We start from the raw sequence: 15,166 nt of genomic DNA, 5'->3' as shown, positions 1-15,166 counted from the left end.
CGTGCCTGCGACTGTCATGGTGACGCTTGACCAGGCCGTACAGATGCATTAGGCAAAATCATTGACATCACGTCCGCACGTCGTTTCCAAGGAACATGCATGGCATTCGCTCCCCAACTCCGCATCCCCGCCACCTACATGCGCGGCGGTACCAGCAAAGGCGTGTTTTTCCGTCTGCAGGATCTGCCCGCGGCCGCGCAGCAACCGGGCGCTGCACGCGATGCGCTGTTGTTGCGGGTGATCGGCAGCCCGGATCCGTATGCCAAGCAGATCGATGGCATGGGCGGTGCTACTTCCAGCACCAGCAAGAGCGTGATCGTGTCGGCCAGCACGCGCGATGGGCATGATGTGGACTACCTGTTCGGGCAGGTGTCCATCGACAGCGCGTTCGTGGATTGGAGCGGCAACTGCGGCAATCTGTCGGCGGCGGTGGGACCATTCGCCATCGCCGGCGGTTTGATCGATCCCGCACGCGTGCCACGCGATGGCGTAGCCACGGTGCGCATCTGGCAGGCCAATATCGGCAAGACGATTGTGGCGCATGTGCCGATGGCCGATGGGCTGGTGCAGGAAACCGGCGACTTTGAACTGGACGGCGTGACCTTTCCAGCAGCCGAAGTGCAGCTGGAATTTCTCGACCCGGCCGACGATGCCGAAGGCGAGGGCGGGGCGATGTTTCCCACCGGCAACGTCATCGATCCACTGGAAATTCCCGGGCTGGGCACGCTCGATGCCACGCTGATCAATGCGGGCATTCCCACCATCTTCGTCAACGCGCGCGACCTGGGCTACACCGGGGCCGAGCTGCAGGACGCCATCAATGGCGACCCGCGCGCCTTGACCATGTTCGAGACATTGCGCGCGCACGGTGCGGTGCGGATGGGTTTAATTGCGAAGGTGGAAGACGCCGCGACACGGCAACACACGCCCAAGGTCGCCTTCGTGGCACCGCCGGCCGACTACACCGCGTCCAGCGGCAAGCCGGTGCACGCGGCCGAAATCGATCTGCTGGTGCGTGCGATGTCGATGGGCAAATTGCATCACGCGATGATGGGCACTGCAGCAGTGGCGATCGGCACCGCTGCAGCCGTGCCGGGCACGCTGGTCAATCTGGCTGCCGGCGGTGCGGCGCGCTCGGCGGTGCGCTTCGGGCATCCATCCGGCACCTTGCGCGTCGGCGCGCAGGCGCAGCTGGTCGAGGGCCAGTGGCAGGTGACCAAGGCGCTGATGAGCCGCAGTGCGCGGGTGTTGATGGAGGGGTGGGTCAGGGTGCCGGCGCCTGTTGCCGAGGTTGGATAGGCCTGCGCAGGGTGTTGGCGCGCGTGGATGCAGGCGACACATGCCTGGCGTGCGAGGCGCTTCATCGGTGCTGGTGTGCGAGATGTGCATCGCGTCGGTCGGGCACGCCTGGTGGCGATGCGGAGCCGGCGTCGCGCTGCCCGCATTAGCCGGATCTGCTCCGCATCGGCTCTTCCAGGCATGCGCGTAGAACCCGGAACATCTGCGTTTCAGTCCGGCGTGTGTCCACCCTGGATGGTCATTCCCGATGCCATTGATCGATGTTGTTGCGCCCCAAGCGATTGGCGCTGGCCACCACAGCAGTAAATGGCAGCGTGGCCAGCGTCGCTAACGAGCCTCCTTTTTCGCCATCGTGTAAAACGCACTGTGTTGCAATAATTCGAACGCTGTTTCGAATTCTGGAAACTTTCGCACGCGCCCTGCCATAATTGTGTAAATCGTGTTAATTCTGTTGCACCGCGGCACGCAGGCCGGGCCGCCCCGCCACCAGAATCCGGAGTTCTTCCCATGTCCGCCAGCCGGTCGCTCAAGATCAGCGCGCTTGCCGTTGCCGTCGTTTCCCTTCTTCCGCTCCATGCCGCTGCCCAGCAGACGCCAGGCGACGACGGCGTCGTGCGTCTGGATGCGGTCAAGGTCACGGTCGAGCGGCGTTCGGAAGACTCCAAGGATGTGCCGGTTTCCGCCTCGGTATTGCGCCCGGAGTTCCTGGATGCCATCTCCACCAGCGGCTCGGACATCCGCGTGCTGGCCGGCAAGGCGCCCAGCCTGAACATCGAATCGTCCAACGGCCGTGTGTTCCCGCGCGTGTACATCCGCGGCTACGGCAATACGGACTTCAACACCTACGCCTCGCAGCCGGTGTCGTTGATCTATGACGACGTGGTGCAGGAAAACGCCTTCCTGAAGGGCTTCCCGATCTTCGATCTGGAAGGCCTGGAAGTGCTGCGCGGCCCGCAGGGCACGCTGTTCGGCCGCAACACGCCGGCAGGCGTGGTCAAGTTCAATTCGGTCAAGCCGACCATCGGCGCCAATGACGGCTACGCCAGCCTGTCGTACGGCACCTACGGCACCATGACCCTGGAAAGCGGCCTGAGCATCGCGATGGGCGACCATTGGGCAGCGCGTCTGTCCACGCTGGGCCAGCGCCGCGACGATTGGGTGGAAAACCGCGACGGCCGCGATCTGGAAGGCTATACCGATTCGGCCGTGCGCCTGCAGCTGCTGTACCAGGCCAGCGACGATTTCAGTGCCTTGTTCAATGCGCATGCGCGCCATCTGGACGGTACCGCGCGCCTGTTCCGCGCCAACATCATCCAGCCCGGTACCAATCAGCTGGTGGATGGCTTCGATGCGGAAAAATCCTTCATCGACGGTGCCAACCGCCAGGAACTGCAGACCTACGGCGGCAGCGCCAACCTGACCTGGGACCTGGGCGACATCGCGCTGCACTCGATCACCGCCTACGAAGGGATCGGCAAGTACTACAGCCGTGGCGATATCGACGGTGGCTTCGGCGCGGTGTTTGCGCCGCCGTCGGGCCCGGGCGTGATTCCGTTCCCGGTGGAAACCGCCGGCGGCATCAAGAGCCTGGACCAGTACAGCCAGGAAGTGCGCGCCGAATCGCAGTACGACGGCCCGCTCAACTGGCAGGCCGGCCTGTACTACTTCCACGACGATGTGGAAGGCGAAAACTACACCTACAACACCCTCAGCGGCGGTGATCTGGCCAGCTATCAGCTGACCCGCCAGCGCAATACCTCCTGGGCGGCGTTCGGCTCGTTGAACTACGCGGCCACCGATCGTTTGAACCTGCGCGCCGGCATCCGCTACACCTACGACAAGAAGACCTTCGACGTGCTGGCGCTGGACCGCGTCACCCTGGTCGAACCGTCCAGCGGCGAGACCGACAACTCCAAGGTCACCGGCGATCTGGCGGCCACCTTCTCCATCAACGACGCCGTCAATGTGTACGCACGTGCCGCACGCGGTTTCCGCGGTGCCAGCTTCGGCGTGCCGTCGGGCACCGCGCCGCTGACCGTGGCCGAGCCGGAGACGGTGGATTCGTTCGAGGTCGGCATCAAGTCGGACCTGTTCGACAACCGCGCGCGCCTGAGCTTTGACATCTACGATTTCCGCGTGAAGAACCAGCAGCTCACGGCGGTGGGTGGCGCGTCCAACGACATCCGCCTGCTCAATGCCGACAAGACCAAGGCCCGCGGCGCGGAGTTCGATTTCGAAGCCTTGCTCACCCAGAACCTGCGCGTCACCGCCGGCGGCGCCTACAACTGGACTCGCATCGACGACCCGAACCTGTCGGTGGGCATCTGCCGTACCTGCACGGTCACCGACCCGATCAACGCGGCCGGCCGTGCGGTGATCGACGGCAACGACCTGCCGCAGGCAGCGAAGTGGATGGCCAACGCCACCCTGCGTTACGGCATTCCGATGGGCAACGACGGCGAGCTGTTCTTCTACACGGACTGGTCGTACCGCAGTGAAGTGAACTTCTTCCTGTACGACTCCAAGGAATTCACCGGCCAGCCGCTGGTCGAAGGTGGCGCCAAGATCGGCTACAACTGGGGCGCGGGTGCGTACGAGTTGTCGGTGTTCTGCCGCAACTGCACCAATCAAATCCGCGTGACCGGTGCGATCGACTTCAACAACCTCACCGGCTTCATCAACGACCCGCGCATCGTGGGTGCGCAGTTCCGCGCCAACTTCTGATCGGCATTTTTGGTGGAGCACTATCGAACCGCCGGCGATCATGCCGGCGGTTTTTTTCATGGCAGCAGGAGTGGGCAGATGCAGCGGACCTGGCAACGCGCGTGGGTAGCGATGGCGATGTGGTGCGTGGCGACAACCGCGGGGGCGCAGCAGTCCGCCGCGGCCGTGCAATCCACGCTGGCATCGGTGCAGGCCGAGAAAGTGGTGGTGTCTACCGACGTTGGCGACGATATCGACGATGCCTTCGCGTTGGGGCTATTGCTGCGTAGCCCGCAGTTGCAGGTACTCGGCATCGCATCGGCATGGGGCGACACCGCGTTGCGTGCGCATTTGCTGCAGCGGTTGTTGCAGCAGGCCGGGCGCAGCGAGATTCCGCTGGCAGCGGGCGCGCGTACCACCAGCACCATCGCCTTCAGCCAGGCGCGCTGGGCGGCCAAGGGGCAGTTGCCGGCGGCACTGCCGGATGCGGCCGCGATGATCCTGCAGCAGGCGCGCCAGCATCCGGGCGAGGTCACCTTGATGGTATTGGGGCCGATGACCGATGCGGCGCTGGCGCAACAACGTGACCCGGCCGGCTTTGCCAAGCTCAAGCGTGTGGTGGCGATGGGCGGATCGGTGCGGGTGGGTTATGGCAAGTCTGCGTATCGTCCGGCCAGTGCGCCGGCGCCGGAGTACAACATCCTGGCCGATGTGCCGGCAGCGCAGCGCGTGTTCTCATCTGGTGTGCCAATCGTGTTGTTGCCACTGGACGCCACGCAGATTACGCTGGAAGAGCCCGAGCGCGTGGCCTTGTTTGCCCACGGCGACGGGCTGACCGATGCGCTGACGCAGTTGTACTACCAGTGGCGCAACACCGACCAGCCCTGGGCCAGTGCCACGCCCACGTTGTTCGATGTTGTGCCGGTGGCCTGGTTGCTACGCCCGGCGCTGTGCCCGACCACGCCGCTGCATCTGGACGTGGATGCGCAGGGCTATACCCGCGAAGGTGCTGGCACGCCGAATGTGCAGGCCTGTTTGCGCGCAGACAAGCCGGCACTGATCGAGATGTACATGCGTGCGTTGTTGGAGTTGCACTGAGAGCGGCGAATAAAACTTGGTGAGTGCAGCGGATTGCGGTGCAGTTTTTTCGCGGTATCTTTTCAGCTGTAGTCAAAAGCCTGGTTGGTAGCGTGCGCGATGCCCTCACCGCTTGCGGGACACGCCGTGAATCCATCCTTGGAAGCTCGATGGCGCATCCATGCCGCCAACGGTCCCGCAATCAGTGAGGACACCGCGCCAGACAGTTGGTGGGTGACTTTGATTGAAGAGCGAAAACTCGGCGCTGGACCGCCGGTAGCTGCTTTATTGAAAACTCCGCACACCGATGAAATGGACTGGTCCTTGCCCGCTTACCGTCGCGCGCCCCTTGGCGGCATGGATGCCGCCAAGGAGCTTACAAGGACGTGCTTGCAGCGTGTCCTGCGATGGTGGGCAGGCGAGGGCCTGCAGCCAGTTGCAGTCCAGCTGTCTGCACTAGGCGGCATGACGTGGTTCTGCAGTCGCTCCAAGTGCGGCTAACACATCACTGCGCTCACTACAGTCGGGCGCACCGCTACAAACGCAACGCTCGCCCGGCAGCGCACGCTCACCGCCTATCGGCAAGTGCTCAAGTCGCCGCACTGCTGCCATCAGCGACATGCGCGGCGTCGCTATACTTGCGTTCTCACATTGCGAGTAGCACGAATGGACAGCCAGGGATCACGGATGATGCGGCCGGGCACGCGGCGGATGTTGCTGTGGGTGGTATTGCTGGTCGTGGCGATCGGTGCGGTGGCGTGCAAGCGCAACGAAAGCGGCCAACTGCCTGCCGCCAGCGGCGAGGCGATCAAGGCCGACAAGCAGGCCATCACCGGCTTCGCGCTGGCACGCGCCTATCCCGACCAGACCAGCGACGGGCTGTCGCTCGCACTGGAATTCTCGCGGCCGCTGGTCGGTACGCAGGATTTCGACGCGTTGGTGCGCTTCGAAGAGAAGGTTGGCACTGGCGACAGCAGCTGGACGCTGTCCGAAGACGGCAAGACGCTGCGTTACCCGTATGTGGAAGCAGCAAAGGACTACACCGTGCTGGTCGACGCCAACCTGCTGGCTGCCGACGGCAGCCGCCTGGGTAAGCCGCTCAAGCAGAAGGTCTACACCGGCGAACTCAAGCCTGTGGCCGGGTTCGCTTCGCAGGGCAGTGTGCTGCCGGCGCGTGAGAGCCGTGGTCTGCCGGTTGTGTCGGTGAACGTGCCGGAAGTGGACGTTGAGTTCCTGCGCGTGCGCGAGAAGTCGCTGCCGGCGTTCTTCCAGCAGTTTCAGCGCGGCGGTCGTCGCGGCAGCTGGGATATGGAGAGCGAATACAGCGGCAAGCAGCCGTTGTCGAAACTCGCCGACCCGGTGTACGTCAATCGTTTCATTCTTGGCGGCAAGCAGAACGAGCGCGTACTGACCTACCTGCCCACGCAGGACATCAAGGAATTGCAGGAACCGGGCCTGTACTTCGCGGTGATGAAGCGCGCGGGCAGTTTCGAAAACGAATTCGACACCGCGTTCTTCACCGTCAGCGACATCGGCCTGCACACGCGTGCCTACAAGGACAAGCTGTTCGTGCACACCGCCTCGTTGCAGAGTGGCGAGGCGCTCAAGAACGTGGAACTGCGCATCCTCGATGCCAAGGGCGAGTTGTTCCTGAAAGGGGCGACCGACGGTAACGGCAATGCGCTGCTCAACTACACGCTCGATGCCGGCCATGTGCTGACCGCGCGTAGCAAGACCGATATCTCGCTGCTGCCGTTAAACCAGCCCGCATTGGATCTGAGCGAGTTCGCCGTGGCCGGGCGCCAGGGCGCGTGGTTCGACGTGTTCGCCTGGGCCGGTCGCGATCTGTACCGCCCCGGCGAAACCATGCGGGTGTCGGCGATCTTGCGCGACAACGACGGCAAGCCGACCAAGCCACAGCCGGTGTTCCTGCGTCTGAAACAACCGGACGGCAAGACCTTCCGCGAGACCAAACGGCTGCCAGGCGAACAGGGCTATTTCGAATTCACCCAGCAGATTCCGGCCGATGCGCCGACCGGCCGTTGGCAGGTGGAATTCCGCACCGACCCCGCCAGCAAGGACGCCGTGCAGGGCATGACCGTGCGCGTGGAAGAGTTCCTGCCCGAGCGCATGAAGCTGGACCTGGATAGCACGCAAAAAACCTTGAGTGCCGGCCAACCGTTCAAGCTGGTTGCTAACGCTGCGTATCTGTACGGCGCGCCGGCCGATGGCAACCGTTTTACCGCCAAGCTGGCGGTCGGCGTCGAACAGCATCCACTCGAATCGTTGCCCGGCTGGTTCTTCGGCGACCCCACGCTGGAACTGCCGCGCGAAGCCAGGGACGTGATCGACACCGAATTCGGCGGCGACGGCATCCTGCGCGAAGACATCGCGTTGCCGGCCGAGGCCAAGCCGGTCAGCACGATTGCTGCGGTGGTCTCCGGCAGCGTGTACGAAACCGGCGGGCGCACCGTCACCCGCACCCTCAAGCGTGTGCTTTGGCCGGCCAAGGCGCTGGTCGGCGTGCGTCCGTTGTTCGACGACGCCGACGGCGCCGATGCCAATGGGACGGCGCGCTTCGAAGTCACCCGCGTGGATGCAGATGGCAAGCCGCAGCCGGCCAAGGGCCTGAAGGTCACGCTGGTGCGCGAGCTGCGCGATTACCACTGGAACTACACCGACAACCATTGGGATTACGACTTCACCCGCCGCTTCGAAAACAAGGACACACGCACGCTCGATGTGGGCAGCGTCAACGCCAAGATCGAGTTCCCGGTGGAGTGGGGCGAGTACCGCCTGGACGTGTTCGACCCGGCAAGCGGGCTGACCACGCGTTACCCGTTCCGTGCAGGCTGGAGCTGGAACGACGAAAACCGCGGCCTGGATGCGCGCCCGGACAAGGTCAAGCTGGCGCTGGACAAGACCGGCTACCGCGCCGGCGACACGCTCAAGGTCACGCTGACTCCGCCGCATGCTGGCAAGGGCGTGCTGCTGGTGGAAAGCGACAAGCTGTTGTACGTGCAGGACATCGACGTCAAGCCCGGCAGCAGCTTCGAGATTCCGGTGACCGAGGCGTGGGAGCGCCACGATGTGTATGTCACCGCACTGGTCTTCCGCGGCGGCAGTGCGCCCAGCAAGATCACCCCGGCACGCGCGGTGGGCGTGGCCTATGTGCCGATGGACCGCAAGGCGCGGCGGGTGGCGGTGGGCTTGTCCGCGCCCAAGCAGATGCGCCCCGAGCAGCCGTTGCCGGTGACGGTGAGCGTGCCCGAACTGGCAGGCAAGGCCGCGCACGTGACCATTTCGGCAGTGGACGTGGGCATCCTCAACATCACCCGTTTCCCGGTGCCCGATGCCAACGCGCAGTTCTTCGCGCAGCGTCGTCTGGGGACCGATGCGTACGACATCTATGGGCGGGTGATCGAAAGTTTCGAAGGCGCCAGCGGCAAGCTGAAGTTCGGCGGCGACATGGCGCTGGAAGCCTTGCCGCAGGCCAAGCGCCCGACCGCGCGCGTGCAGACGGTTGACCTGTTTTCCGGCTCGGTAAAACTCGACGCAAAGGGCAATGCGCGCGTGCAACTGCCGGTGCCGGATTTCAATGGCAGCTTGCGCGTGTCGGCGTTGGTGTACTCGGATACCCGTTACGGCAACCGCGATATGGAAACCATCGTGCGTGCGCCGATCCTGGCCGAAGCCAGCATGCCGCGCGTGATGGCACCGGGCGACCGCAGCACGGTGACGCTGGACGTGCAGAATTTCACCGGCAAGCCGGGCGAATTCAACGTGCGTGTGGAGGGCATTGGCCCGCTCGCCATCGGCGAGGCGTCGCGCAGCGTCAAGCTCGGCGTGGACGCCAAGCAGACGCTGAGCGCCACCGAAGGCTATAGCGTGGCCAAGGTGCGCGTGCGCGTGGATGGCAATGGCTTCAAGGCCGACCGCAGCTACGAGCTGCCGGTGCGCGCCGGCTGGCCGCAGGTGCTGCGTGCGCAGACGCGCGTGCTCGACCCGCTGGCGCCGATCACTCTGGACAGCGGTTTTGCCGATGGGCTGATGACCGGCTCGGTGACCGCGCGCATGGTGGTCAGCGCACTGCCGCCGATTCCGTTTGCCAGCGCGCTGCAGGGCGCGTTGGAGTATCCGTACGGTTGCGCCGAGCAAACCACCAGCAAGGGCTATGCAGCACTGCTGCTCGACGATGCCACTGCCAAGGCGCTTGGCACCCAGAGCTTGGAGGCGTCGAAGCGGCGCGAACGTATGGAAGGTGCGTTCGGCCGGCTTGCATCGATGCAGATCGCCAGCGGGCATTTTTCGATGTGGGGCGACGATGGCTACGTTAATCCGGGCCTGACGCCGTACATCGCCGAGTTCCTGCTCGACGCCAAGGACGCCGGTTTTGCGGTGCCCGACAACGTGCTGCAGAAGGCGCTCAATCGCCTGAGCGAAGATCTGCTCTCCGGCGGCAACGCGTTCCACGGGCAGGATCGCCGCGACAACTTGAAGTTCGCCAATCAGGCCTGGTCGGGCTATGTGCTGGCGCGCGTCAACCGCGCCCCGCTGGGCACGCTGCGCGCGCTGTACGACAACCAGCGCGACAAGGCGCTGACCGGTTTGTCGCTGGTGCATCTGGGTATCGCCTTGTCGCTGCAGGGCGACACCAAGCGTGGCGAGGCGGCAATCAAGGCCGGGTTTGCCAAGGACAGCAGCGAACGTCCGCCTTACTTCGGCGATTACGGCAGCGCGATCCGCGACGACGCGTTGATGATGGCGTTGCTGCACGAACGCGGTTTGTCCAAGCCCGAGTACGACACCCGCGCAGTGGCCCTGGGCCGCGCGCTCGACGCACGTCGCGCGACCGGTTGGCTGTGGCTGAGCACGCAGGAGCAAGTGGCGCTTGCGCGGTTGGGCAAGGCCCTGATGGTCGGGCAGGGCAAGCAGGTATCGGGCAGCTTGACGGTGGGCGACCAGGTGCAGCAGATCGCACCGGCACGCGTGTTCGGGCGTAGTTTCGACAGTGCCGCCTTGGCGCGTGGTGTGCAGTTCGCACCGCAAGGCGAGGCGCCGATGTACGCCAGCCTGGAAGTGGCCGGTATTCCGCGCAGCGCACCGGAACCGGACACGCGCAATCTCACTGTGGAGCGCAGCTGGTACACCACCGACGGCAAGCCGTGGACGCCGCGTCCGCTCAAGGAAGGCGAAGCGCTGATCGTACGCGTCACCATCACGGCCAACAGCAGCATGCCGGATGCCTTGCTCACCGACTTGTTGCCGGCCGGCCTGGAGATCGAGAATTTCAATCTCGGCGATGCCAAGCAGTGGGCGGACGTGGTGGTGGACGGCATCGGCATCAGCGAGCGTTCCAGCGCCGCCGGCGTCAAGCACGAAGAGTTCCGCGACGACCGCTATGTGGCCGCGCTGGCGCTGTCTTCGGGCAGCAAGGCGCAGGTGTATTACCTGGTGCGTGCAGTCACTCCGGGCACCTATACGGTTCCGCCATCGCTGGTGGAAGACATGTACCGCCCCGAGCTGCGCGGCGTGGGGCGCAGCACGCCAGCCACGATGACGGTGGTGCAGCCGTAAGGCCGCGCTATCCCTGACAGGCCGCCGAAACCATCCCTTCTCCCCTCGGAAGAAGGTGCCCCGTAAGGGGCGGGTGAGGGTACGTGCGAAGCCTCGTGTAGTTGGCATGGCAGGAGTGGCCTCGCCCCGTACCCTCACCCCAACCCCTCTCCCGCGGGGAGAGGGGCATTTGCAGGCCGCTTGCGATGTTTCCCGGTAGCCGCTGAGTGCTTGCTTCGCATTCAGCGACATCGCTACGCCTTGTCTTTTCGGTGCGATGTTAGCGACACGCAAAGGTCATTTTTACGCTCTACGGTGGCGTGCTTTCTCATCGGCGCAGAGTGATTGCTGCGCGACTTACGGGATTCCATGCAGCGCTCCAATTCGTACCGTATGCACTTGTCCGTTCTCGCCGTGGCCATTGCCGCATGCTCGCCTGCAGTGCAGGCTCAAAGCGTCGGACCGTCATCCGACTCTGCGCGCGTTGCGTCGGCAACGCGTCCAGACAGTGCGTCATCCAACGAGAGTCAGCCTCCAGCCGAAACAGCGTCGGCGGTAGAGCAACTCTCAAGCAACGAACGCACACCTTCGCTCAACGACGCAGCAAGCAGCGATGCGCCTGCCACAGACGCGGCGAAAGGCGGCGTAAAAACGCTCGATGCCATGCAGGTCACCGGCGTGCGTCGCGCCAATGCGGCAGCAGTGGAAAGCAAGCGCGCTGCAACCAATATCACCGATGTGATCAGCGCCACCGATGTGCGCGCCTTGCCCGACAGCACCATCGTCGAGGCATTGCGCCGTGTACCGGGCTTGTCGGTATTGCCGGCCACCGACAACGAGCATCCGCGCGATGAAGCCGCCACGCCGGTGTTGCGTGGCCTGGGGCCGTCGTACAACAACGTCACCATCGACGGGCTTACCATTGCCTCGCCCGGCACACCGAACGGGACGCTCGGTTCGATCACCCGCGGCGTGCGTCTGGACTTGCTGCCGGCATCGATGGTCAGCGAACTGCAGGTGGTCAAGACCTTTACGCCGGACCTGGATCCAAACGCCACCGGCGGTGCGATCAACCTGAAAACCCGCAGCGCGTTCGAAAACGGCGGCAAGCCGTTCTTCAGCGCCGATGCGGCACTTGGCCACGCCAACGATGTGGGCAAGCCGCGCGATCAGGATGATCCCGGGTATCGCGTCAATGCCACCGGTAGCCGCACCTTCGGTAGCGAGCAGCAATATGGCGTCACCGTCTCGGCCAACTATCAAACGCTGAGCAGCTACACCGAAACCCATATGACCACCGACACGGTGCATTACGGGTTCTACGACAACAGTGGTGTGTTGCAGACCGGCGCCAATCTCGGCAATGGCTGGGCGGTGCCGCAGCAGGATAAATATTGGTACGTGCAAGATCAGCGCGACCGCTATGGCGTTACCGGTAAATTCGAGATGCGGCCCAGTGCGGCGCTCGAAGCGTATGCCATGGCTGGCTACTACTATTTCAAAGACAACATGGAGCGCAACGAGGTCCTGATCGACCCGCGCAACCGTGGTCAGGTCTTCAATCAAACGGCCACCTCTGGCAGCTATCCCGGCGGCGACATCGAGGTAGGTTACTCGAACCAGATCGTCACCACGCGTACCAAGGTTGCGCAGCTGGGCACGATCTGGCGGCCGACCGATCGGCAGCAGTTTTCCGCACGTGGCGCGTGGTCGGATGCGACCTATGACGAGCCGATTCGCATGATCAAGTACGCCACCGGCATTACCCGCGCCGCGCCGGTGCCGGTGGGGCAGACCGGCAGTGGCGTGACCATCAATGCCACGCCCAATTACGCATTCAATTACGACACTTCCGGTTTCGACCAGCGCTTCGGCGTGTCGCCACAGGCCTATAACAACCTGGACAATTACAGCCCGTCGTACTGGCGCCCGGACTACAAACGCACCGCGGCCGATCGCATTCTCACCGGCCGGCTCGATTACGGCTTCAACCAGGGCGAAAGCGATCAAGGCATCGGTTTTGCGGCAGGCGTCTCGTACACCACCGACAAGCCGTCGTATGACATCTATCGCGTCGAATACCAGCCCAATACAACGGCGCCAGCGTTTGGCCTGGCTGATGTGGTGGGTACCGGTAGGGCGCCGATGCGCTATGCCGGTTTGAACCTGCTGAGCATCGATCCGGACAAGGCCAATCGCGTGCTGGCGGCTACGCCATTGAGCGCGTTCAACAGCACCGACCAGCAGGCCTTCAGCAATCAGGACAACTTCACCCATACCGAAAAAACGTTTGGTAGCTACGGCCTGGTCAGCTATCGCAGCGATCGTTTGAATGTGCAGGCCGGTGTGCATTTCGACAGCACCAAGCTCGACACGGTAGGCCGCCAGCGGCAGCTGGATACGGCAAGCAATCACTATGTCTATGTCGATAACCCGACCAGTGCAAATTACGACTATCTGTTGCCGTCGGCAGTGATGACCTATCACCTGACCGATGCGCTGGATCTGCGTGCCGGTGCAAGCCGCACGTTGGGCCGCCCGCCGTACGATGCCTATGCGGCGCGTACCTCCATCGGCTTCGTCAATACGACAGACGCCGGCAACCCGAAAGCGCAGGGGGTCACCGTCACCCTCGGTAACCCGGATATCAAACCACGCGTGTCCAACAACCTGGATCTGTCACTTGAATGGCGCCTTCCCGGCGATTTCGATGCATTCGCGTCCGCTGCCATCTTCGACAAACATATCCAGGACGAGATTTTCACGCTCTCGCGCACCGACAGCTTCACCTTCGACGGCACCACGTATGCGAATGCGTTAATCAGCACACCGGCCAATGCCGCCAAGGCGCGTATTCGCGGTGTGGAATTCAATGGCATCGTCAACACGCTGGCGCCTCTCGCGCCATGGTTGAGCGGCGTCGGTTTCAGCGCCAATGTCGCGTTGCTCGATGGCAGCCTGAATGTGCCTTACAGCGCCGGCAGCGGTAGTAACCTGAGCCAACGCGAGCGCAAGCTCGACAACTTGGTTGGCCAACCGGATTACACCGCTAACGCCACGTTGTTCTACAACACCGGCGGGTTGGAGCTCCGTGCGGCTTACAACCGGCAAGGCAAGGCGCTGCGGTCCATTGTCAGCAATATCGATTGGCAGGACTTGTACTGGTCGCCGCGCTCGCAACTGGATTTCACTGCAACCTATGCAGTCAGTAAGCAGCTGAGCCTGATCGGCCAGGTCAGCAACATTACCCATAGCCGCATCACCAGCGTGACTGGCCCGGGGCAAGATCTGCTCAAGGACAGTTATTCGGTGCCTACAACGTATTGGGTGGGCCTGCGGTTTACGCCGACGTTGTAAGCGCGGCTGGGCGAGGGGTGTCGAAGCCTTGCATCTTGAAACCTCGCTCTGCCGCTTACCATTTCACTTCAGTAACGAGCACCAGGCGCGGCAAGGTACCCTTACCTCGCTCTCGTTTGCGAGCCACCTGATTGGAGTTGTTCGATGAAATTACGTCCCGCCGCCATCCTTGTCACCGTGCTATTCGCTGCCATCTCTTCGACCACGGCGAGTGCAGCGCCTGCCGGTGTGGCCGCGATCCAGGCGCGGCTGACCAACCCGCGGGGCGGCCTCGTGGTGGTCGCGCATCGCGGGTGCCATGCCGCCGCGCCACAGCACGGCTTCACCGACACCGCGCCGGAAAATTCGCTGGCGGCGCTGGAGCGTTGCATCGCCATCGGCGCCGACGTGATGGAAACCGATGTGCGGCGTGCAGCCGATGGCACCTTGGTGATGCTGCACGACGCCACCGTGGACCGCACCACCGATGGCACCGGCAAGCTGTCCGAGCTCACGCTGGCCGATTTGCAGAAATTGCGCCTGCGCAGCGACGAAGGTGGGGCCCAGGCACCGTTGACCGACCAGCGCGTGGTAACGCTTGAGCAGATGCTTGCCAAGGCCAAAGGGCACATCCTGCTCAACCTGGACGTCAAGGATGCGATCTACGTGCAAGTGATCGACGCGGTCACACGCGCCGGCATGCAGCACCAGGTGATCGTCAAGGCCGAAGCCGGTATCGCCACCGCACCGCTGGCAGCGATGAAGCCGTTCGATACGGTGTACTTCTTTCCGATCCTGATCAACGCACATGGCAACGCCGACCTTGCGGCTATCGCCACTGCGCAGACCCGCAATGCACGCCCGATGGCATTCGAATTGCCCAAGATGGCGGCTGCGCAGTTGCCGGCGCTGGCGGCAGTGAGCAAAGCGCACAACGTGCGACTGATGGTCAATTCGTTGTGGGAAGGCTTCATCGCAGGCTACGGCGGCGACGCCGACGCCGAGCGCGACCCGGACAAGGTGTGGGGCCGGATGTACCGCGACGGCGTATCGATCATCCAGACCGATGCGCCGGAGGCCTTGTTGCGCTATCGCGCGACGTTGGAAAAGCACTGAGCGGAGGCGACTAGGCCGCCGTGCCACACGGCGGCAACGGTGTCTGGCACAGCGTGCCGTGCACCAAACAACTCAACGA

Annotated in this window: 6 protein-coding genes; all 6 read left to right on the top strand. The window is 63.7% G+C overall.

What is annotated here, in order from left to right:
* Positions 1-99: 99 nt before the first annotated feature.
* The 6 genes from prpF (at position 100) to NX05_RS08280 (ending at position 15,087) form a co-directional block, all read left to right on the top strand.
* Positions 100-1,299, top strand: coding sequence for a 2-methylaconitate cis-trans isomerase PrpF (prpF, locus tag NX05_RS08305; RefSeq protein ID WP_014089554.1), 1,200 nt, complete (start codon positions 100-102; stop codon positions 1,297-1,299).
* Between the two features lie 507 nt (positions 1,300-1,806).
* Positions 1,807-4,023 carry a TonB-dependent receptor gene (locus NX05_RS08300; RefSeq protein WP_039432333.1) on the top strand — a complete coding sequence of 739 codons (2,217 nt, stop codon included), beginning with the start codon at positions 1,807-1,809 and terminating at the stop codon, positions 4,021-4,023.
* A gap of 78 nt (positions 4,024-4,101) precedes the next feature.
* A complete protein-coding gene (locus NX05_RS08295; RefSeq protein WP_039432331.1) occupies positions 4,102-5,100 on the top strand; it encodes a nucleoside hydrolase in 999 nt (332 codons plus the stop codon).
* 666 nt (positions 5,101-5,766) lie between these two features.
* The gene (locus tag NX05_RS08290) at positions 5,767-10,656 is read left to right on the top strand and encodes an alpha-2-macroglobulin family protein (RefSeq protein ID WP_104607728.1); all 4,890 of its coding nucleotides are present in this window, start codon (positions 5,767-5,769) and stop codon (positions 10,654-10,656) included.
* A gap of 348 nt (positions 10,657-11,004) precedes the next feature.
* Complete coding sequence (locus NX05_RS08285; protein WP_039432325.1) at positions 11,005-13,992, top strand: TonB-dependent receptor; 2,988 nt, start codon at positions 11,005-11,007, stop codon at positions 13,990-13,992.
* Between the two features lie 144 nt (positions 13,993-14,136).
* Positions 14,137-15,087, top strand: a complete 951-nt coding sequence (locus NX05_RS08280; RefSeq protein ID WP_039432324.1) for a glycerophosphodiester phosphodiesterase family protein — start codon at positions 14,137-14,139, stop codon at positions 15,085-15,087.
* Positions 15,088-15,166 lie beyond the last annotated feature (79 nt).

This window comes from Xanthomonas vasicola (assembly GCF_000772705.2).
GTDB classification, from domain to species: domain Bacteria; phylum Pseudomonadota; class Gammaproteobacteria; order Xanthomonadales; family Xanthomonadaceae; genus Xanthomonas; species Xanthomonas vasicola.
Note: the sequence above shows the minus strand (reverse complement) of the source record. Positions and strands in the feature narration are given on the sequence as shown.